Origin of the sequence: Trichocoleus desertorum ATA4-8-CV12, assembly GCA_019358975.1 — a bacterium.
GTDB classification, from domain to species: domain Bacteria; phylum Cyanobacteriota; class Cyanobacteriia; order FACHB-46; family FACHB-46; genus Trichocoleus; species Trichocoleus desertorum_A.
The window spans coordinates 1-26,635 of sequence record JAHHIL010000023.1; the positions used below are offsets into that span (position 1 = coordinate 1).

At 50.8% G+C, this 26,635-nt stretch carries 22 protein-coding genes and 1 pseudogene; 20 read left to right on the plus strand and 3 right to left on the minus strand.

The genetic code is table 11. The features are described from left to right. The coding region (locus KME12_16240) for a transposase family protein (protein MBW4489340.1) at positions 1–208 on the minus strand (208 nt) is incomplete at its 3' end. Positions 209–610: 402 nt separating this feature from the next. Here KME12_16240 and KME12_16245 point away from each other — a divergent pair. The 20 genes and pseudogenes from KME12_16245 (at position 611) to KME12_16340 (ending at position 23,693) form a co-directional block, all read left to right on the plus strand. Then, positions 611–1,927: an IS110 family transposase gene (locus KME12_16245; protein ID MBW4489341.1), complete on the plus strand. Its 1,317-nt coding sequence runs from the start codon at positions 611–613 to the stop codon at positions 1,925–1,927. Between the two features lie 350 nt (positions 1,928–2,277). Next, a complete protein-coding gene (locus tag KME12_16250; GenBank protein MBW4489342.1) occupies positions 2,278–8,262 on the plus strand; it encodes an AAA family ATPase in 5,985 nt (1,994 codons plus the stop codon). A gap of 8 nt (positions 8,263–8,270) precedes the next feature. Next, positions 8,271–8,900 carry a response regulator transcription factor gene (locus tag KME12_16255; GenBank protein MBW4489343.1) on the plus strand — a complete coding sequence of 210 codons (630 nt, stop codon included), beginning with the start codon at positions 8,271–8,273 and terminating at the stop codon, positions 8,898–8,900. 195 nt (positions 8,901–9,095) lie between these two features. Beyond that, positions 9,096–9,662 carry a DsbA family protein gene (locus tag KME12_16260; protein ID MBW4489344.1) on the plus strand — a complete coding sequence of 189 codons (567 nt, stop codon included), beginning with the start codon at positions 9,096–9,098 and terminating at the stop codon, positions 9,660–9,662. A gap of 25 nt (positions 9,663–9,687) precedes the next feature. After that, entirely contained in the window at positions 9,688–10,137 is a 450-nt protein-coding gene (locus tag KME12_16265; GenBank protein ID MBW4489345.1) for a cupin domain-containing protein, read from the plus strand. Between the two features lie 61 nt (positions 10,138–10,198). Continuing rightward, a pseudogene (locus KME12_16270) lies at positions 10,199–10,297 on the plus strand (DUF2808 domain-containing protein). Between the two features lie 122 nt (positions 10,298–10,419). Continuing rightward, positions 10,420–10,887 carry a VOC family protein gene (locus tag KME12_16275; GenBank protein MBW4489346.1) on the plus strand — a complete coding sequence of 156 codons (468 nt, stop codon included), beginning with the start codon at positions 10,420–10,422 and terminating at the stop codon, positions 10,885–10,887. Positions 10,888–10,924: 37 nt separating this feature from the next. Next, the gene (locus KME12_16280) at positions 10,925–12,619 is read left to right on the plus strand and encodes a GMC family oxidoreductase (protein ID MBW4489347.1); all 1,695 of its coding nucleotides are present in this window, start codon (positions 10,925–10,927) and stop codon (positions 12,617–12,619) included. Between the two features lie 105 nt (positions 12,620–12,724). Then, positions 12,725–13,591, plus strand: coding sequence for an SDR family NAD(P)-dependent oxidoreductase (locus tag KME12_16285; protein ID MBW4489348.1), 867 nt, complete (start codon positions 12,725–12,727; stop codon positions 13,589–13,591). Between the two features lie 39 nt (positions 13,592–13,630). Beyond that, positions 13,631–14,341, plus strand: coding sequence for an SDR family oxidoreductase (locus tag KME12_16290; protein MBW4489349.1), 711 nt, complete (start codon positions 13,631–13,633; stop codon positions 14,339–14,341). Beyond that, on the plus strand, positions 14,316–14,672 hold the full coding sequence (locus KME12_16295; GenBank protein ID MBW4489350.1) for an NIPSNAP family protein: 357 nt from the start codon (positions 14,316–14,318) through the stop codon (positions 14,670–14,672). Before KME12_16290 ends, KME12_16295 begins: the two co-directional genes overlap by 26 nt. 75 nt (positions 14,673–14,747) lie before the next feature. Further along, a complete protein-coding gene (locus tag KME12_16300; GenBank protein MBW4489351.1) occupies positions 14,748–15,434 on the plus strand; it encodes a VOC family protein in 687 nt (228 codons plus the stop codon). Positions 15,435–15,444: 10 nt separating this feature from the next. Next, positions 15,445–15,582: a hypothetical protein gene (locus tag KME12_16305; GenBank protein MBW4489352.1), complete on the plus strand. Its 138-nt coding sequence runs from the start codon at positions 15,445–15,447 to the stop codon at positions 15,580–15,582. Beyond that, the gene (locus tag KME12_16310) at positions 15,543–16,901 is read left to right on the plus strand and encodes an epoxide hydrolase (GenBank protein MBW4489353.1); all 1,359 of its coding nucleotides are present in this window, start codon (positions 15,543–15,545) and stop codon (positions 16,899–16,901) included. The genes KME12_16305 and KME12_16310 overlap by 40 nt, the downstream gene beginning before the upstream one ends. 152 nt (positions 16,902–17,053) lie before the next feature. Continuing rightward, positions 17,054–18,067 carry a redoxin domain-containing protein gene (locus KME12_16315; protein ID MBW4489354.1) on the plus strand — a complete coding sequence of 338 codons (1,014 nt, stop codon included), beginning with the start codon at positions 17,054–17,056 and terminating at the stop codon, positions 18,065–18,067. A gap of 78 nt (positions 18,068–18,145) precedes the next feature. Next, a complete protein-coding gene (locus KME12_16320) occupies positions 18,146–19,084 on the plus strand; it encodes an SDR family NAD(P)-dependent oxidoreductase (GenBank protein MBW4489355.1) in 939 nt (312 codons plus the stop codon). Positions 19,085–19,104: 20 nt separating this feature from the next. Beyond that, positions 19,105–20,157, plus strand: a complete 1,053-nt coding sequence (locus KME12_16325; GenBank protein ID MBW4489356.1) for an alpha/beta hydrolase — start codon at positions 19,105–19,107, stop codon at positions 20,155–20,157. Between the two features lie 53 nt (positions 20,158–20,210). Beyond that, positions 20,211–21,653, plus strand: a complete 1,443-nt coding sequence (locus KME12_16330; protein ID MBW4489357.1) for an epoxide hydrolase 1 — start codon at positions 20,211–20,213, stop codon at positions 21,651–21,653. Between the two features lie 58 nt (positions 21,654–21,711). Beyond that, entirely contained in the window at positions 21,712–23,088 is a 1,377-nt protein-coding gene (locus KME12_16335) for an FAD-dependent oxidoreductase (protein ID MBW4489358.1), read from the plus strand. A 218-nt stretch (positions 23,089–23,306) separates the two neighbouring features. Continuing rightward, complete coding sequence (locus KME12_16340) at positions 23,307–23,693, plus strand: nuclear transport factor 2 family protein (protein ID MBW4489359.1); 387 nt, start codon at positions 23,307–23,309, stop codon at positions 23,691–23,693. Between the two features lie 229 nt (positions 23,694–23,922). On the opposite strand, the gene KME12_16345 is transcribed toward KME12_16340, so the two are convergent. Continuing rightward, complete coding sequence (locus KME12_16345) at positions 23,923–24,315, minus strand: hypothetical protein (protein MBW4489360.1); 393 nt, start codon at positions 24,313–24,315, stop codon at positions 23,923–23,925. A 291-nt stretch (positions 24,316–24,606) separates the two neighbouring features. Beyond that, on the minus strand, positions 24,607–26,328 hold the full coding sequence (locus KME12_16350; protein ID MBW4489361.1) for an amidase: 1,722 nt from the start codon (positions 26,326–26,328) through the stop codon (positions 24,607–24,609). Between the last annotated feature and the right edge of the window lie 307 nt (positions 26,329–26,635).

Below are 26,635 nucleotides of genomic sequence, written 5' to 3' on the forward strand. Positions count from 1 at the left end.
TGCCGCTTTTGATCAGCAGGTCTTCCACTTTTTTCACAATTCGTCCGACGCTCGTTTCATGCAACCCCCAACTCACGCCAATGTGAAACTGGCTGCGATACTCTCGCCAGTAGGCTAAGGCCACTAGTACTTGATCTTCGACACTTAGCGTCGTCTGCCCACCCCGTCGTCCTTGCCGATCTAGGTGGGGGCGTACCACTTCGACCATCTCACGGAAGGCCCCTCGGCTCACGCCGCACCAGCGCTTGAACTCACGATTTGATAAATGCTCCGACTCTCGGTACTGCATCGCTGCTTCTGAACTCATGCTTATTCAGAATTTAGCGCGCTTTTCCTTCCGGCGATCGCTAAGTGTCACACCCTTTCCTATTCGTGCAGGAGACATCATGAGCGACTGCTCACAACCGCGAATGAAAGTGGTAAAGTCACACTGACAAACTGGTTCAGAAGTCGGATTGGAACTAGTGCCCCAAGCCTGAGCAGGAGACTGACCGCGCCCGCTAACGGCACAACCCCTTGTGCATCTCGTTCAACACGAGGTAGCACGCAAAGCAGGATCGATTACCTTCATGGCGGGCGAACCAGTTCAACTCCATTGGAGGATCAGCAGATGCAAGTAACCCATGAGCGCTGCGCTGGAATCGATGTCCACAAAAAGACCGTTGTGGTCTGTTGCCTAAACTCGAGTGAAAACGGCAAACCAAATCGGGAAACGCGAACCTATGGTACTACCACCCGGGAGCTGCTGAGCTTGTGTGACTGGTTGTCGAGTGAACACATCACCCATGTGGCGATGGAGAGCACGGGGGAGTATTGGAAACCTGTCTACAACTTGCTCGAAAGCAGCTTTGAGGTGAGGGTGGTCAACTCCCACCACTTCAAACAAGTCCCGGGACGCAAAACCGATGTCAAAGATGCGGAATGGTTGGCTGAGCTACTGAGCTATGGGCTAGTGCGAGGCAGTTTCATTCCACCGCTCCCCCAGCGCGACTTACGAGATTTAACCCGCCAGCGCACCACCCTCATCCGTGACAAGGCCTGTGTGATCAACCGCTTGCAGAAGGTGCTGGAATGGGCCAATCTCAAACTGGCATCGGTCGTGACTGATATTAGTGGCGTCTCTGCCAGAGCCATGCTCAAAGCACTAGTCAATGGAACCGAGAGCCCAGAAGCTTTGGCAGAGCATGCGAAAGGACGATTGCGGCGCAAACAATCTGCTTTGAGCGAAGCACTCACAGGTCGAGTGCGAGAGCATCATCGCTTTTTGATCCAAACCCATCTTGAGCAACTCGAGTTTCTCGAAGCCCATGTGCAACAGTTCGATGAGCGAATTGAGCAGTTGATTCAATCTCAATCTCTCCCACCTGGCTCTGAGCCCCTAGCACCTGCCGACTCCACAGATGATGGCTCTGAGCGATGGTTATCCTGGCAGCAGGCGATGACGCTCCTCGATACCATTCCTGGGGTGGCTCGTCGAAGCGCTGAACTGCTGTTGGCAGAAGTTGGGGTAGATATGGGACGCTTTCCCAGTGCGGCTCACTTGTGTAAGTGGGCGGGAATTTGTCCGGGCAATCATGAGAGTGCGGGCAAGCAGTATTCGGGTAAGACCCCACCGAGTAATCGTTGGCTGCGGGGGATGTTGGTGCAGATGGCGAATGCGGCGGTACGCTGTAAAACCTCCTACTTTGCTAGTGTTTATCGTCGCTTAGCTCCAAGGCGAGGACACAAGCGAGCGATTGTTGCCGTGGCCCATCGATTGTTGATCGCGGTCTACCATATGTTGAAGCAGCATCAGCCCTATCGAGATTACCGGGCTAGCGATACTGGAAAACGCTCCCAAGAACAACGTTTGAAGAGGCTGCAACAACAGGTCGAGCGGTTGGGCTATCAGGTTCAACTCGTTCCGCTTACTGTTGCTCAACCTTAGGGATAGCTCTTGATTTTCAAAGCAGGTCTAATGATTTCATTGAGTCGAACCAGCAAATCCTTCTTCTCATTGAGTTTGCTTTGGCGTTTTTCCCAATCCCAAAACCCTGGCTGGCTCATTGAATCTACCTCGACCGCTTCATCACTACGATCTCATAATTTGTCTCGGCCTAAAATACCTCTTCATGAATTTTTCGAGATGAACTAACATCAGGTTGCAGAGAAAGCTCCAGAGGTCATCATCTCCCAAAGTCAATTTGCTGAGTTTCTGATTTTTTTGTCCATAATGAAAGTCATGTAATTAACAGTATTAATTACAATTAATCACAGCTTGCATTTGGGGAGAGTTTTATGATTGCCCTATCTGGAATTACGATCCAAAGCAAGATTTATGAGAGCTTGGCGTCTTTAGTGTATCGGGGCATTAGGGAAGAAGATTGTCAGGAAATCATTATCAAACTGCTCAAGCAGGATTATCCTTCTCCCCAGGAATTAACGCGCTACAGGCAGGAATATGCCATTACCCGATCGCTAGATGTAGAAGGTGTAATCAGAGCCTACAGCCAACAAGACTATCAACGTACGCTCGTCATTCTTCTAGAAGATTTTGGCGGGGAGTCCCTGGAGTATTGGATACAGCAGCGCTCAGAAACTTTCTGCCCCATGCCTGTCTCTGAGTTTCTTCCGCTTGCCATCAAGCTCAGCAAAATTTTAGGCAGAATCCATACTGCTAATGTCATTCATAAAGATATTAATCCTGGCAACATCGTTCTCAATCCCAATACTGGCGTTGTCAAAATCATCGATTTTGGAATTGCTACTCAATTTAATCGCACCAATCGCAGGTTTAAAGGTTCGCATGTATTAGAGGGCACTCTCGCTTATCTCTCTCCGGAGCAGACTGGGCGGATGAATCGTCCGATCGATTACCGCACCGATTTTTACTCACTTGGAGTGACGTTCTACAAATTACTTACCGGACAAGTGCCGTTTCCGACAACGGATATCCTTGAACTTGTCCATTGTCATCTTGCCAAACCTCCTATACCACCGTATGAATTGAATCCTCAGATTCCCCAGCCAGTTTCAGATATTATCTTGAAATTGATGGCGAAGAATGCCGAGGATCGCTATCAAAGCGCTTGGGGCATCAAAGCAGATTTAGAGAACTGCGCTGTTCAACTCGAACCAAAGGGTCAAATTAATCCTTTTCGGTTGGGTTTGCAAGATGTTTCCGATCAATTTCAGATTCCTCAGAAGCTGTATGGGCGAGAGGTAGAGCTTGCAGCATTACTGGAAATATTTGACAGAGTAGCTGAAGGGAAGGATATCGACGAAGATGCCCAGGTAGAGAGCATAGAAAAGCTGCAATTCAAAGTCGAGATGATGTTGGTCTCTGGCTATTCTGGGGTTGGTAAATCAGCCTTAGTGCAGGAACTGTACAAGCCGATTACGGCAAAGCGCGGGTATTTTATCTCAGGTAAGTTTGACCAGTTGCAGCGCAATATTCCCTACAGTGCAATTGTGGATGCCTTGCGAAAACTGGTGCAGCAACTGCTGAGTGAACCAGATGAGCAGTTACAACGGTGGCGATCGCGCCTTCTCACTGCCTTAGGCAGCAATGGACAATTGATTATTGATGTCATTCCCGAAGTCGAACTGATCATTGGCAAACAGCCCCCTGTAACGGAAGGTGGGGCAACGGAAGCGCAAAATCGCTTTAATCGAGTCTTTCAACAGTTTATTCGGGTGTTTTGTTCTGAAGAACATCCGTTGGTTATCTTCCTGGATGATTTGCAGTGGATTGACTCTGCCACCCTGAAGTTAATTGAGTTGATACTGCTCGATGAGCAAACCCAAGCGCTATTTCTGATCGGAGCCTATCGAGACAATGAAGTCACTGCAACCCATCCACTAGCGCTGTCATTGGAGCACTTGCGAAAGCGAGGGGTAGTGCCTCAGAAAATCGTTCTAGCACCCCTCACACTGGAACCGCTGAATCAGTTAATTGCCGAGACGATGCATCAGAGTGCAGACAAGATTGCTTCCCTAGCCGAGTTAGTGCTACACAAAACAGAAGGCAATCCCTTCTTTGTGGGCGAATTTTTGCGATCGCTATACAGTGAGAATCTGTTGAGCTTTAATCCTGAACAGCGAAGCTGGCAGTGGGACATTGCTCAGATTGAAGCTCAGAATATTACTGATAATGTAGTGGAGTTGCTGCTGCTCAAGTTAAAGAAACTGCCAGAAAACACCCAGCAACTGCTTCAATTAGCCGCCTGCATCGGAGCTGAATTTGATTTGGAGACGTTGGCGATCGTCTTTCAGCAATCGCCTCAAACAGTTTTTCAGGATTTGTTAGCAGCCATCCAAGCTGGACTCATTCAACCCTTCTCTGAGTTAGACGAGAACTTGTTAGTTCAAGAGTATAAGTTTTTGCACGATCGCGTACAGCAAGCAGCATACGCCTTAATTGATGAGTCGCAGAAACAAATTGTTCATCTTCAAATCGGTCGCAATCTACTGGAAAAATCCTCACTAGAGCGGATAACAGAGCGATTGTTTGAAATTGTTGATCATCTCAATCATGGGATTGCTCTCGCCACTGATCAAGCTGAACGGAATGAGATTGCCAAATTGAATTTGCAAGCAGGTGAGAAAGCGCTGGCAGCGACGGCTTATGAAGCTGCTTTCCAGTATTTCAAGGCAGGGCTTGAACTGCTTGATGTAGAGAGCTGGCAGCATGAGTATGACTTGACCTTGGCGTTGCATTCGGGGGCAGCAGAGGCAGCCTACCTCAGTGGTCACTTTGACGAAATGGAGCGGCTTGTCGAAGCAGTGCTCAGTCATACAAAGACAGTGCTAGACACCGTGAAAGCTTACGACAGCAGGATTCAAGCTTGGCTGTCGCGGGGAGACTCTAAAGAAGCCCTAAAAGCTGGTTTGGAAGTGCTGCAACTCTTGGGAATTAGTTTAGTAGAAGCCCCAAGTCAGTTAGACGTTGAAGCAGGATTAGAGGAAACCGCTTCACGATTGGCTGGGCGGGAAATCGAAGATTTGATTGATCTGCCAGAGATGGCTGAACCTGTCCCACTAGCAGCAATCTACATTTTAGCAAGCACAGTGGGTGCGGCTTTTATGGTGTCACCCGCTCTGATGGTGCTGATTGTGTGCAAGATGGTGAATTTGTCGATTACCAATGGAAACGCTATCTGGTCGCTGCTTGGTTATGCTACCTATGGCATGATGCTCTGTGGAGTTGTACAAGACATTGAACTGGGCTATCGATTTGGCAAACTATCCTTAAATTTAGCGAAAAGATCAAGTAACAAGAAAGGTAACTGCAAAGCATTGCTAGTGGCGGGTTTCCACATAATTCACTGGAAAGACCACCTTAAAGAGACGTTCCCCGTTTTAGCCGATGGTTATCAAAGCGGGATAGAAAGTGGAGAGTTTGAATTTGCGGGTTATTGTGCATTTAGTCTATGTTATTGCCCCTTTTTTGCAGGACAAGAACTGACAGAACTGGAACAACAAACAGCGATTTATCGTAAAGCTGCCAGTCAAATTAGACGAGAGACTGTTTCCACTTGGCTCGCAATGTTGCAGCAAACGATCCTTAACCTGCGAGGTCAATCTGAAAATCCAAGTCGCTTAGTGGGTTATCTCTATGACGAAGAGGAAACACTATCACAGGCGATCGCGGTCAAGGATGGAACTAGCCTTCACTACTTTTACTTAAATAAGCTGGTTTTATGCTATCTGTTCGGGGATTATGAGCAAGCTGCAAAAACGGCTACTTTGTCAGAACAATATTTAAGCGCAGCCACAGCATTAGTCTCTGTACCGCCATTTCATTTCTATGACTCCCTCATATTTTTGAGCTTGTGGGCAAATGCTTCAAACCCTGAAAAAGCAGCTTGGTTGTATCGCGTTAATGCCAACCAGGAGAAGATGCAGAAATGGGCACACCACGCCCCCATGAATTTTTTGCATAAATTTCAGTTAGTTGAAGCAGAGAAAGCAAGAGTGTTGGGTCAGTTTTTTGAAGCAGAGGAGTTTTACGAACAAGCCATTCAAGGTGCTAAAGAAAACGAGTATCTTCAAGAAGAAGCCTTAGCCTATGAGTTAGCAGCTAAACATTACTTGGCTCGTGGTCGAGAAAAGTTTGCTCAGCTTTATATGAAGGAAGCTCACTACTGCTATGAGCGGTGGGGCGCAATGGCAAAGGTCAAAGATTTAGAGATCCGCTATCCCTCATCCTTTCCTCAGTCAGGCAACATAGATTCCATACCCATTCGCACCACTGCTGGAACGACTTCTAACACCTCACAGGGCGCTCTCGATTTAGCAGCGGTGATGAAAGCATCTCAAGCAATTTCAAGCGAGATTGAGCTAGAACAGTTACTTTATTCTTTAATGCAGCTCCTAATTGAGAATGCTGGGGCACAAACCGGATATCTACTTTTAGAAAATGCAGGAGAATGGACGATCGCAGCTGCTTGTGAACTTACCGATGGTGAGCAGGTCTGTGCTACGCAAGTGCTGCTATCAGCTCCAATAGCAAATCGTTTACCTGAATCAATTATTCAGTATGTGATTCGGACCCATGAATCAGTGATTCTCAATGATGCTGCTCGTGACAGTAAATTTATTAATGATTCTTACATTCAACATCATCAAGTTCAATCAGTCCTGTGTTTGCCGTTGCTGAATCAAAGCAATCTTGTTGGTGTGCTGTATCTGGAAAATCGATTAGTCACTGGGGTATTCACAGCAGAGCGATCGCAACTTCTCAATCTACTCTCAACTCAGGCTGCGATCGCGATCGAAAATGCAAGGCTCTACTCAAAGCTCCGCGCCCGCGAAAGTCAGATGGCTCAATTTCTAGAAGCAATTCCAGTCGGGATTGGCATTGTTGATGCGGCAGGTCGCCCCTACTATGCCAATCAACGCGGCGTTCAACTAATGGGTAAGGGAATTGATCCTTCCGTAGCACCAGATGAAATCCCAGAAGTTTATCAGTTTTATCTAGCGGGAACGAATCAAATCTATCCGACAGAGAGGCTGCCAATTATCCGAGCGTTGAGCGGCGAACGCACCACAGTTGATGATATGGAAATTCACCAAGACAGAATTCCAATTGAGGTGTGGGGAACTCCAGTTTTTGACGAACAGGGCAATGTAGTTTATGCAATCGCAGCCTTTCAAGACATTACAGAACGTAAACAAGCTGAACAACTACTTGCTGATTATAATCGCACCTTAGAGCAGCAGGTTGCAGAACGGACATCAGCTTTACAGAGAAGCGAAGCAAAACTGCGCCGTCGAGAACGGGAACTACGGTTGATTGCCAACGCTCTACCAGCTCTAATCGGCTACGTCAATGCCAATCGGTGCTATCAATTTATCAACCGAACCTATGAAGTCTGGTTCAACCGTAGCCGTGATCAAATTCTGGGCAACCCGGTTCGTCAACTTCTCGGTGAAGCGGTTTACCAACGGGTTGAGCCGTATATTAATCAGGTGTTTGCAGGACAGACGGTCAACTTCGAGGCAGAAATCCCTCTTCCGCTTGGTAAACGGTACATCAGTGCGACCTTGATCCCTGATTTTGATACCAATGTTCAGGTGAGAGGGTTCTACAGTCTGATCACAGACCTTACCGAACAGAGAGACGCTGCACTACGTGAACGCAGACGGGCCGAACAAGCCTCAGTTCTGGAAGAACGCAACCGCATGGCACGAGAAATCCACGATACGTTAGCGCAGTCCTTTACTGGCATTCTGCTTCAAGTCGGGGCAGCAACGCAAATGCTCTCCGACGATTTGATTATCTCCAAAACGCATCTGGAAATACTAGAAATCATTGATGAGCTAGCCCGTACCGGACTGGCTGAAGCTCGTCGATCTGTGACAGCTCTCCGTCCTCAGCTGCTGGAAGAGGGCAATCTACAGAGTGCTTTGCAGCGCCTTGTCAATCAAATCCGAGCAACTGCTAATACCAATCTGATTTACAGGACCCAAGGTGAAGCTTTCTCTCTGCCAGCCGAAGTAGAAGATCATTTACTCCGGATCGGACAGGAGGCGCTCACCAATGCCATGAGATATGCTAATGCCAGTGGGATCTTGGTTGAATTGACATACAACAACACCCAGTGCCTTTTACGTGTCAAAGATGACGGACAAGGCTTTGGAGTTGGTACTATCCCATTGGGCAGCGGTTTTGGTTTGTTAGGTATGAGCGAACGTGCAGAGCTGATTGGCGCACAACTGACGATTCAAAGCCAACCTGGGCAGGGAACAGAAATTACTGTCATTGTTAATCGAGCATGAGGATGACGATGAAACAATCTACTCCGATTCGTGTTTTGATTGCTGATGATCATGCCGTTGTCAGGCAGGGACTGGCAACTATCATCAACCATGATTCAGAAATGACCGTCATTGCTCAGGCCGAAGATGGTCAGCAGGCGATCGCACTCTATCGTCAACACCAACCCGATATCACGCTCATGGATCTGCGCATGCCCAGAATGGAAGGAGTTGAAGCCATTACTGCGATTTGTGCCGAATTTAGACAGGCCCGGATTGCTGTGCTCACAACTTACGATGGGGATGAAGATATTTATCGTGGTTTGCGGGCAGGTGCTCAGGGCTACCTGCTCAAGGATGCTAAGCCCAACGAGCTTTTAAATGCCATTCGCGCCATTCATAGCGGTGAAAAATATATTCCACCAGCTGTGGGTGCGAAATTATTACAGAGGATGAACAATCCAGAACTCAGCGAACGAGAGTTAGAAGTGCTTCGTCTGATGGCGCAAGGGATGAGTAATCAAGAAATTGGCACAGCTTTAAGTATTGGTGAAAGTACCATCAAATCACATGTGAATCGTATTTTGAGCAAACTGGGAGTGAATGACCGCGTTCAGGCCGTGATTATTGCCGTTAAGCGTGGGCTTGTCAGTCTGTAGGCGTACTTAAGTTGGGTTTTAAATCCTACTTTAGGTGGATTTAACTTTACCTAAGAGATGGATTAGATCATCCATCACTCGTTCGCACAGAAGTGTCAACTTTATGTGGACGACAGGAAAGAGGTAAATACCTATACTGTTGCCTATAAAGGCTGACGTAGCTAGGTTGTGAGGCTCACGTTTGCCTTCAGAAACATGACTTACGACCATTTTAATAGCTTTTTAGCTATACCACCTTCAGATCATGATCATTGTCACGGTTTGCTAGATGCCACTGTAGTGCTCGTCCTGTATGGAGATTATGAATCTTTTCAGAGTGCAACTGGCTATCGGTCAATTAAAGCAGCTCAACAAGAGTTGAGAGACTCTTTGGGAGATCACAATTCATGTTTTATCTTTCGTCATTTTCCCCAGGTGCAAATGCATCCTCATGCCCAGCGAGCAGCGGAAGCAGCGGAAGCAGCAGCAACCCAAGGTCAATTTTGGCAGATGCACGAGATGCTGTTCATTCATCAACAGGAGTTGGAAAACGGCTATCTGGTCGAGTATGCCCAGCGTCTAGGGCTTGATATTCCTCATTTTTTGCAGGACTTATCCAAAGGAGTATATGTCGATCGCATCCTTACAGACATTCAAGGTGGACATCGAAGTGGCGTAGAAACTGCACCCGCTCTGTTTGTGAATGGGATTCGTTACCGCGAACGTTGGACGATTGAGCAATTGATAGCAGCCATTGCGGTGGCAGTTAATCAACATTTTTGATGGTTATCTCAAAGGTCTTCATCTCATGACACAATCTTTCTGGTTTTTTGGTTCTCGCCTCAGCATCGTTGCCGATCGCACCACAACCGGAGGTCATTATGATTTGATTGAAGGCTATCTTCCACCAGGTTCACAGACTCCTCCCCATCGCCACACCCGTTACTCTGAACAGCTTTATGTGCTGGAAGGTGAGTTTACGATCTGGGCAGATGAGAACAAAGTTGTGTTAGGCGTAGGTGAAAGTTTCTTCATTCCTATCGGTACAACTCATGTGGTTGCTGCACTCAGTGACAAGCCAGCTCGCGGATTAGTCATTGCTGCCCCCAGTGCCTTTGCCCAGTTGATTGCAGCGGTGGGAACACAGGATGAAACAACAGCATCAGATATGGCTCTATTTGAGCGCATGAGTGCTGAAATTGGCGATGAGATTCTAGGCCCACCCGGAACTTTACCCACCGTTGCAACGAGGATGTAGCAATTCTATTGTTCTAAACTCCATGACTGTCACTAACCGTTCATGCTGTAAGGAGATGATTGTTTATCTGCTCGGCGTTACCGCTTATCCAGATGGAGAGAATGGGCTAGGGCAGTTCTTAGGATATGGACGCATCAACTTCGACGGCAGCTCAAACTAAGCAGATTTCCATTTAAGTCGCGTTTTAATTCAAAGAACTTGAGTGATGTGCGCTGGGCGATCGCAGAAGAATAAAAAGCAACCAATCTGAACATCAAATCCACCAACCTAAAGGAGAACAAGATGACTAGCAATACTGTAAGCAGCCAAAATATGAAACTCGAAATTGTGGTGATCCCCGTTGCCGATGTCGATCGCTCCAAAGACTTCTATAAAACGTTGGGATGGCGACTTGATGCTGATTTTCCTGGCGAGAATGGTTTCCGGGTGGTGCAATTAACTCCTCCCGGATCGGAGTGCTCAATCATCTTTGGTAAGGGAGTGTCGTTAGCCGAGCCAGGTTCAGTTCAAGGTTTGTACCTCATCGTTTATGACATCGAGGCAGCCCGCGCCGAACTCGTTGAGCGGGGTGTGGAGGTGAGCGAGATATTTCACGACATCGACGGCATCTTCCACCACGCCGGAACTGAGGGACGGGTACCGGGTACCGATCCGAAACGTGGCGACTATGCCTCGTATGCCTCGTTCAGTGATCCAGACGGCAACGGTTGGGTACTTCAAGAGGTTAGGGTGCGGCTTCCTGGACGGTAACAGGATATCGATCGCTTTTAAAGACGAGGTAAGCGTGATGAAGACGAATTTTGAGCACAAGTTCTTTGAGGATGAACGTGAGAACTATCTACATGAAACTGATAGCCATGATATTTTCGCCGAACGTGTTCGCCGCAACCAGCGCCAGCTCACCTCGGAGCTGAGGCACCAGTACGATTTTATTGTTTGCGGATCTGGATCTTCTGGCTCGGTAGTTGCCCGCAGACTAGCCGAGAATCCGGATGTCAGCGTTCTGCTGCTTGAAGCTGGAGGCAGCGATGATGTGCCCAGTGTCATGGAAGCGAATCAATGGCCGATTAACCTTGGCAGCGATCGCGACTGGAGCTTCCAGGGACAGCCGAATCGACATGTGAACGGTCGTTCGATTCCGTTCTCTATGGGCAAGGTACTCGGCGGTGGATCGAGCATCAACATCATGGTTTGGGCACGCGGACACAAGCAGGATTGGGATCTCTTCGCATCCGTTGCCAACGATCCTGCCTGGAGTTATGAATCCATCTTGCAGATTTATCGCCGTCTGGAAGATTGGCATGGTGCACCGGACCCAATGTATCGCGGCACGGGAGGACCAGTCTTTGTCCAGCCCGCACCAGATCCAAACCCGAGCGCACCCGCCACGGTCGAAGCAGCAAGGGTGGTGGGTATTCCGACGTTTGAAAATCCCAACGGACGCATGATGGAAGCGGCGAAGGGTGCTGCTATCAGCGATGTGCGAGTCCGCAATGGCAAGCGCGAATCCATATTCCGTTCTTACGTCTTCCCGTATCTGGATCGACCAAACCTGACGGTTCTCAGTCAGGCACTGGTCACACGGCTAACGTTCCAGGGCAAACGGGTTACTGGCGTGGAGATTGCTTATCAGGATGCGATCTATCGCATTGGTGCGGCAGTCGAAGTCGTGCTGTCGCTTGGTGCAATCCATACGCCGAAAGTGCTGATGCAATCGGGTATTGGCGATGAGGTTGAGTTGCAGCGATTTGGCATTCCTGTCGTGCAGCACCTTCCCGGTGTGGGGCAAAATTTTCAAGACCACGTTGCCTTCGATTGTGTCTGGGAATATGAAACCGCTCTCGAACCCAGAAACAACTTCTCCGAGGCAATCTTTTTCACGGGCCACCAGTCCGGGATGGACAGTCCAGACTTATTTGTCTGTCAGGCCGAGGTGCCAAAATCCAGTGCTGAGAATGCCGTCCGGTTTGGGCTGCCTGGTGCAGGCTGGACGTTATTTGGGGCGCTCTCACATCCCAAAAGCCGAGGCCGTCTACGCCTGACGGGAGCCGATCCATCCGACCCAATTCTGATTGATGCCAACACGCTGTCTGACCCGGACGATCTCAAAACTGCGATCGCTTGCGTCGAACTCTGTCGCGAAGTTGGTAACTGTGCGCCGCTGCGTCCGTTCGTCAAGCGTGAAGTCATGCCAGGTAATTTGAAAGGAGTTGAACTTGAACGCTTTATTCGAGATGCTGCGACCAGTTTCTGGCACGAAACCTGCACCGCGAAGATGGGTCGAGATTCTATGTCGGTGGTGGATAGCAACCTGAGAGTGTATGGAATTGACAATCTCCGGATTGCTGATGGATCGATTCTGCCGCGAATAACCACGGGCAACACGATGGCTCCCTGCGTGATCGTCGGGGAGCGGGCAGCAGAAATTCTACATCTCGAATACCAGCTGCAAACCACCGTAAAAACAGACTCAGTCGCATAACAGACTTTTCCCTCCTTTTGATCCTCATCATGGGTGCAGCAGTCAGGCACGAACCCAAAGAGTTAGAGCCAACACACTAGACAACATCTATAGCGAGGACGTCAGATGACAACGCAGAAAGTATGGTTCATTACGGGAGCTTCCAGAGGCTTTGGGTTAGAAATTACCCAAGCAGCCCTAGCGGCAGGCGATCGCGTTGTGGCAGCGGTTCGCAGTGATCCCGCACAACTTACTGCTACCCTGCACAACCACCCGGATCTGTATGTGGTGCAGATGGATGTCACCCAGGAAAGCCAGGTACGAGAGGCTGTAAAGCAAGGTATTGCCCGTTTTGGTCGGGTTGATGTTCTAGTCAATAATGCTGGGTTTGGCATGGTGAGCGCGATCGAAGAAGCTACGGATGCTGAAGTTCGCAAACAGTACGACACCAACGTGTTTGGTTTACTGAATGTGACTCGTGCCCTGTTGCCCTACCTGCGCCAACAAAGGTGCGGGCGAGTGATCAATATCTCGTCTTTGTTTGCCTACGATGCCGTTGCGGGTTGGGGATTGTATGGGTCCACTAAATTTGCCGTCGAAGGCATCTCCAAAGGGCTAGCAGTCGAACTGGCTCCCTTTGGCATCCACGTTACAGCAGTGGCTCCTGGCCTTTTTAGTACCGACTTCTTGAGCACTGAATCTTATGTTGCTGCTAAAACTATTATCGCCGATTACCAGGAAACGGTAGGAGCGATGCGTAGGGGAGCCGATACGCTACATGGAAACCAGCCCGGTGATCCGAAAAAGTTGGCTCAGGTGATGATTCAACTCGCCAATACAGAACGTCCACCACTGCATTTGCCCCTCGGAAAAGATGCGGTCGATCTGTGCCAGAAGAATGCCACAAAAATGTCACAGGAACTCGAAACATGGCTACCAGTATGCCTCAGTACTGACCATGACCATCGCGTTACGGCTGCGACCACAGCCTGACCTACAACATTCACACATGATTTCCAAAGGAGTTTTACGATGGGCACTGAACAGAAAGTTGCTGTAATCACTGGTGCGTCGCAAGGCATCGGTGCAGCTCTGGTCAAGGCGTACCGCGATCGCAACTACCGGGTAATTGCAACCTCACGCTCAATACAACCCTCAGATGACGATGAAGTCATAACGATATCTGGTGACATCGCCGATCGAAAAACTGCGGAGCGGGCGATCGTCGAAGGTGTGACCCGATTTGGGTGCATCGACACACTGATCAACAACGCTGGCATCTTCATCGCCAAGCCATTTACCGAGTACACCAAGGATGATTACGAGGTGTACCTGGGCACTAACGTTGCTGGCTTCTTTCACATGACACAACTCGCGATCGCTGAGATGGAGAAACAGGGTAGTGGACATATCGTGCAGATCTCGACGAGCCTAGTTGACAACGCGATCGCTGGTGTACCCTCTGTACTCGCGTCTCTGACAAAAGGCGGACTGAATGCCGCGACCAAATCCCTCGCGATCGAGTATGCCAAGCGCGGTATCCGGGTGAACGCGATCGGGCTGGGTATCATCAAGACGCCAATGAATCCCCCGGAGACCCATGCACAGCTTGATGCCCTACACCCGATCAGACATATGGGCGAGATCTCCGATGTCGTCGATGCCATCCTCTACCTCGAATCAGCCAACTTTGTAACGGGCGAAATCCTGCACGTCGATGGTGGACAGAGTGCGGGGCATTAAAGGCATGATCTACGAATTACGCATTTATCGCGCCATGCCCGGACGACTACCCGCGCTGCTTTCGCGCTTCCAGAACCACACAATACAGATTTGGGAAAAGCATGGCATCCGTCAGGCTGGATTTTGGACAACGTTAATTGGCGAGAGCGAGAGTAACCTCATCTACCTGCTGGCGTGGAACAGCATGGCTGAGCGTGAGGATCGTTGGAGTGCATTCCTCGCCGACCCTGAATGGATCGCGATCAAAACCGAAACCGAGAAGGATGGACAACTCGTGCAAAACATCAGCAGCGAGTTGCTAGCCCCGACTGCCTTTTCCTCAGTGAAGTGAGCGATGGGGCGATCGCAGAAGAATGCAACGTAACCAGTCTAAACATCAAACTTACCAACCAAAAAGGAGATCAAGATGAGCAGCAATCACGTCAGTCCAAACATGAAACTCGAAGTGGTGTTATTCAACGTTTCCGACATCGATCGCGCGAAAGCATTCTACGCAAATCTCGGCTGGCGGTTCGACATCGATGTGGTGGGTGGCGACTTTCGTGGCATCCAGATGACGCCACCCAACTCGGACGCTTCGATTATCTTCGGTAAGGGAGTCACTCCCAACAATTCTGGCTCGACGCAAAACCTAGTCCTCGCCGTGGATGATCTCGATGCTGTCCGCAAAGATTTGAGCGATCGCGGTGTCAATGTGAGTGAGATCTTCCACTACGCTGGTGGGCCTTTTAACAACGCCGTGGAAAACTCCCATGTCGGTGGGCGTGACCCGGAAGGTCGTTCCTACTTCTCATTTGCCTCGTTCGAAGATCCGGACGGGAATGTCTGGTTGCTCCAGGAAATCCAAACGCGGCTTCCTGGTCGCCTATGGGACTCTACGCCAGCACAAGACCTAGATGTTGCAACCCTTGCAACCTTGCTCCGCGAGACGGCAGAGCACCACGACTCCTACGAGAAGGCTCACGGCGAGCATCATTGGTGGGACTGGTATGCGCCCTATCTAAGTGCCCGTCAGAGTGGCAGTACTCCAGAAGAGGCAGCCGCCGCCGCTGACCGCTACATGGAGAAGATTTTGCCTGCTCTTGCCAAATGATGCGATCGCAATGGCATCGACCAAGTTGGGTTCTCGCCCCACCATCACAACTGAGCCACGTAGACAGACAATCCGTAACCTCAGTGAAACGCAATTAGAGCAAGATCAATGCCTGAAAAAATCAACCATCCACGCCGCCGCTTTCTAGGTATCGCGGGCATGACGATCGCAACTACACAGCTAGGTCGAATCAGTTCGGCGATCGCCCAATCAAGCCAAACACAACCCCAGGAGCCCCCCACGGCTCAACCCAGAACCGTGCCGTCCACCGACCCAACCGCCATCCGCCCCTTCCGTATCAACATCCCGCAAGAGGCGCTTGTCGATCTCCGCCAACGCATCGCGGCGACCCGCTGGCCTGAAAAGGAGACGGTCGCTGACTACTCGCAGGGCTTGCAGCTCGCGACGATGCAGAAACTCACACGCTACTGGGCAACCGATTACGATTGGCGCAAGGTCGAAGCGAAACTGAAAGCCCTGCCGCACTTCATCACCGAGATCGATGGGCTAGACATTCATTTCATTCACGTGCGATCGCAATATGAGAACGCATTGCCGCTCATCGTCACGCACGGTTGGCCTGGCTCAATCATCGAGCAGCTAAAGATTATCGATCCACTGACTAATCCCACGGCACATGGCGGAAGCGCATCGGACGCTTTCCATGTGGTGGTTCCGTCGATGCCTGGCTACGGCTTCTCCGGCAAGCCGACTACTACGGGCTGGGGCGTCGAGCGCATGGCACGTGCTTGGGACGTGTTGATGAAACGTCTCGGCTACAACCGCTACGTCGCTCAGGGTGGTGACTGGGGTGCGTTTGTGGTTGACCTGATGGGTGTACAGGCACCGGCGGGATTGCTCGCCATCCACACCAACTACCCTGGTGCCGTTCCAGCCGATGTCTATAAGGCTCTCCTGGCTGGCGACCCGGTGCCATCCGGTCTCTCGGTTGAGGAACGACGCGCCTATGAGCAGCTGGACAAAACGTTGAAGCAAAAAGTTGCCTATGCCAAATATATGGCGTCGCGCCCGCAAACGTTGTACGGCATTGCGGATTCACCCGTCGGACTGGCCGCTTGGCTGCTTGACCACGATGATGATGGCGGTCAGCCAGCGGCGGCGGTCGTCGCGGCTCTGAACCGGACCACGAGCACCACGGGCGAACTGACGCGGGACGAGATTCTCGACAACATCACGCTGTATTGGCTGACGAACACGGGGGTCTCTGCGTCTCGCCTCTATTGGGAGTATAAAGGTGGTTTTTGGGACGCCAAGGGCGTCTCCATTCCGGTGGCCGTGAGCGTCTTTCCCGGCGAGGCATATCAGGCCCCACGAAGCTGGACCGAGCGGGCGTATCCCAATCTCATCTACTTCAACCAGCTCGACAAAGGTGGACACTTTGCAGCGTGGGAGCAACCAACAATTTTTACTCAGGAACTCAGGGCGGCGTTCAGGTCGCTGCGCTAATTATGAAAAATATCCTTGCCAGTCCGATGCTAATTCCACCGCACCTCTGAACGCAACGACAGGGAGGTCAGCGTGTGTTCAAAGCAATCAATCCTAATCGCCGCTCCTTTTTAACAACCATGATTAAAACCATTGCTGCCACCCAGCTCGGCATGATCAGTTGCACCAAACAGCACGCTACGCCAACAACGGCTGAGTTACCGATTGAAGGCAAACTTCCCTCTCTTGGCGGCGCGATCGCATGGCTCAATTCGCAGCCATTAATGGTTGACGAACTGCGCGGAAAAGTCGTGCTGATCAACTTCTGCACTTATACCTGCATCAATTGGCTGCGGCAACTCCCTTATGTGCGTGCTTGGGCCGAGAAGTATCAGGATCAGGAGCTAACCGTGATTGGTGTGCACACACCCGAGTTTGAATTCGACAAGCATATCGATAATGTCCGTCGAGCTTTGACGGATATGAGCATTGATTATCCAATCGCCGTGGATAACGATTATGCGGTGTGGCGCGCCTTTGAAAACCGTTATTGGCCAGCCCTTTATTTTATAGACAGGCAAGGACGCATTCGGCATCACCACTTCGGCGAGGGCGAGTATGAGCAATCGGAACGGGTCATTCAACAGCTTCTGTCTGAGTCTGGGGCTGGTCGTGTCGGTCAGGAAATGGTTGAAGTTAACGCTCGTGGTTTTGAGGCTGCCGCCGATTGGGACAGTCTGCGATCGCCTGAAAACTACCTCGGCTACGAAAGAACAGAGAATTTTGCATCTTTCGGCAGCGCGGTGTTAAACAAGCCTCATGCATATACCGCCCCCACACAACTACAACGTAATCAATGGGCGCTTTCGGGCGATTGGACAATCGGAAAACAAGCCATTGTCCTGAACCAGCCCGGCGGGCGGATTGTGTACCGCTTTCATGCCCGCGACCTGCATCTCGTCATGGGGCCGACTGAGCCAGGAACGTCGGTGGGGTTTCGCGTGCTCCTAGACGGGCAACCAGCAGTCGCGGCTCATGGGCTTGATGTCGATGAGCGAGGCATAGGCACAGTCACTGAGCAGCGGTTGTATCAACTGATTCGACAGCCACAGCCCATCCGCGATCGCCAGTTCGAAATCGAGTTTCTGGATTCTGGGGTGGAGGCGTTTGCGTTCACATTCGGTTGAGCCCGCAAACAGATATGTTTTCGCAACGAGCGACAAGATGGTGAACGCAGACAAGACAGTGAACGCAAGGTAAATGATATGACGATAAACTCCACCCATGACAGCCCCATCCTCGTCACCGGAGCCGCCGGAGATATCGGTGCGATCGGTCGCAACCTCACCGCCATGCTGCTCGACAAGGGGCACAAGGTGCGCGCCTTGGTCCGGCGGGAGGATGAACGCGCTGAAGCTCTGCGCCAGCTTGGGGCCGAGGTTGTGCAGGGTGACCTGACCGACCTTACCTCAATGCACCGGGCGATCGCAGGGGTTAAGCGCGTCTATTTCGGCATGTCGGTCTCGGCGGCGTATCTCGAAGCCACGGTCAACACTGCTGCGGTGGCAAAGCACCACGGGGTCGAAGCTTTCGTGAATATATCGCAGATGACAGTAACGCAGATGAGCATTACCGAGACCACGGATAGCCCACAGCACAAGCTGCACTGGCTGGCGGAACAGGCATTGGCATGGTCGGGGTTGCCAGTTATCACGGTACGACCGACGGTCTTCCTGGAAGGCTTCTTCCTGCGTCTCGCCGCTGCTAGCGTCCGGGATAACGACGAACTGGCTCTGCCGCTGGGTAATAGCAAGACCTCGCCGATCTCGGCGGTTGATGTAGCGCGCGCCCTTTCCGTGATCCTCGACGATCCTGGCCCACACATTGGCCATATTTACAATCTGACCGGATTTGAGTCAGCCGATCTGGACCACTACGCCCGTGTCTTGTCCGAAGCCCTCGGTCGAACAATCCGCTATCGTGATGTGCCGCTCTCCGGGTGGACTGATCAGCTGCGTGAGTTTGGGGTGCCAACGCACCTAGCCCACCACCTCGCGGTGATGGCCGAGCTTCACGCGCAGGGGCGGTATGACCGCATGACGGATGACCTGTTCCAGCTCACGGGCAAGATGCCGACGAGTATGTACGACTTCGTGAAATTGCACGCTGCTGAATTCACGCCGAGTGAAAGCAAGTTGAGTTAAATCCAATTGGAAAAAGAGCAATGTCTGAAAAAATCAACCGCCAGCGCCGTCGCTTTTTGGGTACTGCGGCTATGACCATTGCGACTACACAGCTAGGCATCTTCGGTTCTGCGATCGCCCAATCGAGCCAAACAAAACCAGCAGCTCTGCCCAGGATGAAGTCAGGGACAAACACATCATTTGGCTCACTCAAGCAGATCGAGGCTGGTGTCCTGAATGTTGGATACGCTGAGGTTGGTTCTGCGAATGGTCGTCCAGTCATCCTCCTGCATGGATGGCCCTACGACATTCACAGCTATGTTGATGTCGCCCCATTGTTGGCGTCGGCGGGATATCGGGCGATCGTCCCGTATCTACGCGGCTATGGTACGACGCGCTTTCTTTCAAGCGAGACGCCTCGGAATGGGCAGCAGTCAGCACTTGCGGTCGATATCATCGCTTTGATGGATGCGCTCAAGATCGATCAGGCGATCATCGGCGGGTTTGATTGGGGAGCGCGCACCGCCAACATCATCGCGGCGCTTTGGCCCGAACGCTGCAAGGCTCTCGTCTCCGTTAGTGGTTATTTGATCGGCAACCCTGAAGTCAACCAGATGCCACTGCTTCCGCAAGCTGAACTCGAATGGTGGTATCAATTTTATTTCGCGACGGAGCGGGGCCGCGCGGGCTACGAAAAATACCGACATGACTTTAACAAGCTCATCTGGAAGCTTGCTTCGCCACAATGGCACTTCGATGACGCGACATTCGATCGCAGCGCCGAGTCTTTCGACAATCCAGATCATGTCAGCATCGTCATCCACAACTACCGCTGGCGGCTCAGTCTGGCCGAAGGTGAGCCGCAGTACGATGAGCTTGAGAAGCGCCTCGCCACATTTCCTGCGATCGCCGTGCCCACCATCACCCTTGAAGGTGACGCCAACGGTGCGCCGCACCCGGATGCCAATTCCTATGCCAGGAAATTCTCGGGCAGATACTCACACCGGGTTATCAATGGCGGAGTTGGGCACAACCCACCGCAAGAAGCGCCGCGAGAGTTTGCAAATGCGATCGTCGAAGTTGACGGTTACTGATGGTGTTTTGCCTAAGTCGTGAAACGGACAATTTGCAGCGCGGAGAAAACACCATGATCAAACTGAAAAGAGCATATTACCCAACCAAAGCCCGCACGGTAGGTGCTTTCTTCCTCTCACGATTTCTCGTTGCGCTCTTGGTAGCAACGGTGTTTCTAGCACCGCTCAACCGCGTGCTGGCGCAGCAACCCGCCCAGACTGGCGCACAAGCCCAGGTTGTAATCGAGGCGATCGCGACCCAAGACAACACACTCCGTCCCTTTAGCAATGAGACTGCCATAACCCAACTTGAAACCGCGCAGTCCACTGGCACAACTGCAATTCGCCCCTTTCAAGTTCATGTTCCGCAAGAGGCGATCGACGATCTCCGCCAACGCATCGCCGCAACTCGCTGGCCTGACCAAGAGACGGTCACCGACCAGTCACAGGGTTTGCAACTGGCGACAATGAAGGATCTCGTCCGTTACTGGGGAACAGAGTACGACTGGCGGAAAGCCGAGGCGAAGCTAAATGCCTTACCGCAGTTCGTCACGAACATCGACGGATTAGATATTCACTTTATCCACGTCCGCTCCAAACATCCGAACGCTTTGCCGTTGATCATCACGCACGGATGGCCCGGATCGGTCGTTGAACAGCTGAAAGTCATCGGCCCGCTGACTGACCCCACTGCCTACGGAGGACAACCAGAGGATGCCTTTGACCTAGTCATTCCGTCGATTCCTGGCTATGGCTTCTCCGACAAGCCAACCGACACTGGTTGGGACCCCGATCGCATCGCGCGAGCTTGGACGGAGCTGATGAAGCGCCTCGGGTATACCCGCTACGTTGCCCAGGGTGGTGACTGGGGGTCTCCTATCTCCACCGCGATGGCGCACCGAGCACCCGCAGGATTACTCGGCATCCACCTCAACTTGCCAGCAACGATTCCGCCCGATATAGCCCCAGTGCTCGCCAGTGGCGGTTCTGCACCAGCAGGGCTTTCCCAGAAGGAACGGGCAGCGTTCGATTCACTCAACCTGTTCAATAAACAGGACCGAGCCTACGCTGTGATGATGGGCACGCGACCGCAGACGGTCGGATACGGACTGACAGACTCGCCGGTCGGTCTTGCAGCGTGGCTTTTAGGGCATCCAGGTTTTGCACACTGGACAAGCAGCGATGCCAAAAAGTCCCCGACAAAAGATGAGGTGCTGGATGACATCACGCTGTACTGGCTAACAAACAGCGCAGTCTCATCAGCTCGGCTGTACTGGGAGAATGGCAGCACCAGCCTTTTAAACGCGATCGCGCAGAAGACTAATGAGATTTCGCTCCCGGTGGCCATCACGGTATTTCCGGGAGAGATCTATCCAGCACCAGAGACGTGGGTCCGGCGTGCCTATCGCAACCTGATCTACTTCCACGAGGCGGATAAAGGCGGTCACTTCGCCGCGTGGGAGGAGTCACAGCTCTTCTCTGAGGAGATCCGCGCCGCGTTCAGGTCACTGCGTTAGTTTAAGACCAATCGATTCACCCAAGGAACCTTAATAACCAACGATCAACAGAGGAATCATGGAAACAGCAGATGTGATTGTGATTGGCAGTGGTCAGGGTGGAGTTCCCCTCGCGGCTGACTTTGCCAAAGCAGGAAAGAACGTGGTTTTATTTGAGCGCGATGCCTTGGGCGGCAGTTGCATCAACTATGGCTGTACGCCTTCCAAAGCCTTTCTAGCCGCTGCCCATGCCGCAGGTCGGGCTCGACAAGCTGCAAAGCTCGGCATCCACGCACAGGTTGAAGTCGATTTTCCGGCGGTGATGGAGCGGGTACGTGGCATTCGCAGCCAGTTTAACCAGGGCACTCAACGGCGATTAGATAGTTCCGGGGTTCGAGTCATCTGCGCTGAAGCTGCGTTCACCGGAGAGCGAACGGTCAGCGGCGGCGGTGTGACGGTGCAGGCTCCAATCGTGGTTATCAACACCGGGACATCCTCTGCCATTCCTGACTTTCCTGGTTTAGCGGGAACGCCTTATCTCACCAACCGAAATTTCTTTGAGTTGCAGCAGATGCCGCCCCGGTTGCTCGTAGTCGGCGGTGGCTATATTGCCCTGGAGTTAGGGCAGGGAATGGCGCGATTAGGAAGTCAGACCGAATTGATTGTATGGGGCGATCGCCTGCTAGCTCAAGAGGAATCTGATGTCAGTGCTGTGCTGTTGGATGCCTTGAAGCAAGACGGAATTGGGGTGCATTTCAACACGACGGTCAAGCAAGTTGCTTATACCGATGGTGTGTTTACCCTAACGCTGAGTAATGGTGAAGGACTCGATGGGGAAGCATTGCTGATTGCGACTGGACGCAAGCCCAATACTGGGGCATTAAATACTGCGGCAACAGGGGTTGAATTAGATGCCCAAGGTTTTATTAAAGTTGACGATCAGTTTCAGACGACTTGCTCTGGAATCTATGCGATCGGAGACGTTGCCAAACAGCCTGCGTTTACCCATGTTTCTTGGGAAGACTATCGTCGCTTGAAAGCTATTCTGTGTGGTGAACACCGGACACGCAACGATCGCGTGTTAGGCTATGCCGTCTATACAGAGCCGCAACTGGGACGAGTGGGGATGACATTAGAGCAGGCTCAGAAACAGGGCATTGCTGCCTGCGAAGTCACCCTGCCAATGGCTCATATCGCTCGCAGCATTGAGTGGGGACACGATCTAGGGTTTTACCGCATGGTCATCGACACTCAGACAAATTTGATTTTAGGCGCAACGCTAGTGGGATACGAAGTGGCTGAACTCGTGCATGTCTTTTTGTCACTCATGGAAGCTAAAGCAACATGGCAGGTACTCGAACAATCAGTTCACATTCACCCAACCTATGGTGAAGCATTGCCCAGTCTGGCAAGACTGCTGATTGGAGAGGATATGCCAACCTGTCCCAATATGTAGGGAGCAACTAATTACTAACTTGAATGTGAGCGATCGCCCATACATTTCAGCTATTTATCAACATAAATGCCATTAATGTATGTAACTCATTGGGATCTATAAGCGCCACTTATGCCCCTCTTGTACATAAATACAACTGTAAAGTTGGGCTAAAAGTAAACCTTGTAGGATCTGCCGAAGATTCTGCAAAGCTCGATTCGTATGAGAAGGAAGATAACATGTCAACAGAAGAGATTGGAGCGTTGCTGACTGTCTACTTTGATAACATGGCGGCGATGAATGCAGAAGGTTGGTTAGGGATTTTTTCAGAAGATGCCATCATCTATGACCCTGTTGGCGCTCCCCCAAAGCATATACATCATGATGCTCAGCAGTTCTTTAAGGTGTTGGCTAACTTTTTTGAAAAGATAGAACTGTCAAAAGACAACATTTTCTTTGTGAAAGATGGGGCAGCGGTCAAATGGACAATGCAGGTCGCTGCAAAAAACGGTCGCAATGTTACAAGTGAGGGAATTAGTGTCTTTGAAATTAATGATACCGGCAAGATTCAAAAGGTATCATCTTACTGGGATGAAGCAGCAATGATGATGAAACTGAAGAACTGATCAAGCTAGCTTAATAGGAGGATGCCAATGTCTGCGATCGCATCTAGGAGAGTGGAAAAAAGTTGAGGCTTGCTACTTGACCACAAGCCTACCCGAACAAACGCTGCCTTCACTCTACCAAGCTCACCTCCAACTGTGCCTCAGCCCTCGCCATTATTAACTCGTTAATCTGCTGGTGTTGCTCAATCCCACATCATTCTGACGTACTACTGCTACTAGTTTTATGTAGCTAGTTGAGATCGCCGATGCGTTCACACCGGCCTGCTGCGGCACCCCAAGAGTTGTCTTCTACGTGACACTCAATGTTGCCACCAAACGCTCTAACTCGAACCGTTGTGCCTGCTGACGTCTGCCCGGAACCCATGGGTTGTCGTTTTCCTACAAGCTCTACTGCAATCTGTATGGTTTCAAGATAATGGTCAGGAGCAAACACAGAACCGTTGTAAATTTCTAAAACAAAGTGTGCGACAGCTCGATCGAGTTGGGCAACTTTATAAGAACGCAACCGACTTTCCGCCTCACATAGCCAAAGAATGGGTTCTTCTGCCAAAGATAAGCTTTCGAGATTGCTCACTGTGGTTGAGTTAATGCAGAGGAGGATGATTCCTAACAAAGCAGACATGAGGCAGATAGTACAAGTAAGTTAGAAACTATTTATCACGTCAGCTAAGCAATATTTGCTGAACACAGAAGGACTAAGCTTCCGCAAAACCCAGCCCCTCTGTGTTCTATAACAGCTCTAGGTGTTGCTGAAAAGTAATGATTTTTTCACGAAGAAATCTGCTTTTGAGATAGCTATACCATTACCAAATCGGCAACGCCCAGTTCTAAATCAGTCGTGAGATGAATGAGTTGCTATAGACGCACCAACCTTGAATTGCTGGTTGAATTTTGGCTTTTAAGCTTTGTCAGCTCACAAAGTCTTAAGCTTAGTTTGGTTGCCATGTCGCTGTTTCAGTCTGCCTCCTATGAGCAACAACCCGATCGCTGCTAAGCCTACGGTTTGACCGGGCTCAGGAATTGTCTCGCCCTCAAGCGGTGGCACAATGGAGGAAGGGCGACGATTCAGGGTTCCCTGCTCATAAGCATAGCTGAGTCGCAGCAGGGTTGATTCGCTGAAGGCTGGTCCCAAAAATTCTAGACCAATGGGGAGATTGCCAGATGTAAATCCGGCAGGAACTGTCAGGGCTGGGAAGCCAGAGAAGGGGCTAAGACGACTATTTGATCCTAGATTAGAAGGCGGCGAAATGAGTCCGGGGGGTCTCGTGTTAGTGGGATAGATCAGCGCATCCAGATTGTTCGATGAGTCTGAATCCAACAAGTTGAGAGCCTGAAGAAGGCTTTGCTGGGTCAGTTTGGGGCGATCGCGGATAATCTCTTGATATCTGGCGTTTGTCTCAAGAGGTTCTACGCTGTTTCTGGTGATCAACGTATTCAAGTTAGAAGGCAAAAAGCCGCCACTCTCAATAATTTCAGTAAGAGATTGCACAGGAGCATTGGGGTTTGCAGCTAAATAGTCATTCAAGTTGAACTTGAATTCAAATGCACTCAAACTGGGATAAGAAAGAATGGTGTCCAGATTGGGAATGGTGACATCATCCACGACCTCTGCACCCAACAGCTTCAGGTCAGCAATTGACTGATTGATCACCTGATTGACCTTTGCGGCTTCTGGGTCAGCATCTAACCCAAACAGCGATCGCACCACCCCAATCCTTGCGCCTTGCAGCCCATTTAAGTTCAGGAAGCTGGTGTAAGTATCAGGGATTTTGCCAATACTGGTAGCCGTGATCGGATCTTGAGGATCAAAACCGACTGTGGCATCTAAAGCAAACGCTAGATCCGTGACAGTGCGTGTCATTGGACCGCCGACATCCTGAGAGAGTGCCAGGGGAACAATGCCAGAGCGACTGGAAAGACCAATGGTGGGTCTAAGCCCAACTAGATTACTTACAGATGCTGGGTTGCGAATGGAGCCGCCTGTGTCTGTACCAAAGCCAATCACCCCAAAGTTGGCCGCGATCGCCGTTGCCGTTCCACCACTCGAACCCGCAGGCGTTCTTAGCGGGTCATAAGCATTGCGTGTGATGCCGCCTAAAGAACTTTCAGAGGAGCCTCCCGAAAATGCAAATTCTGACAGATTAGCTTTTGCCAGAATAATTGCACCAGCCTCGCGTAGCTTTTGCACCTGAAAAGCGTCTTGCTCAGGAATAAAGTCCTTAAAGACTGTTGCACCCGCTGTGGTAGGAAGGTCAAATGTGTTGTAGTTGTCTTTGAGGATGACCGGAATGCCGTGGAGCGGGCTTCTGGCTCCTGTTGTTTGTCTCTCTAAATCTAACGCCGCCGCTTCTGTTAGAGCCTTTGGATTGACGGTAATGAGAGAGTTGAGTGCAGGTCCTTGATCATCATAAGCAGCAATCCGATTGAGGTAAAGCTGCACCAGTTGTTCAGCATCAATCACCCCAGCGTCGAATGCCTCGTTGATACTGGTAACAGTTGCTTCTTGTAAGCGGAATGTTGCAGCGTTGGCAATTCCGGGCAACAGCGTTAAAAACGCGGCTGGGGTTGCAACTCCTACAGCAATTTTATGGGCGATCGTCAACAAAACTTTAGCCTCCAGGTAAACAGCACCCAAACGCGATCGCAGGGTTATGTGAACGCTGTACTGCTCTAGCCGCTAAGCAGAGGTAAACAGTATCAAGAACACGGGGCTATTATGAGAAACTCTTGCGTGCAAATACTGTGACCCACTTTACAAACGATAGGATCGCTTGACTTAACCTTCAAAGTAACGATGTTATGCACTGCAATCTTTACGGCAACTTCACTTAGCTTCGATTGACCATCGCCTCAAATCCTATGTTCACGACATACGCAGAATTTAGAGATGAGGTTAAATGTTCCCCAGTGTTGAATGCTTGTATCTCACTGAACAGTTATTT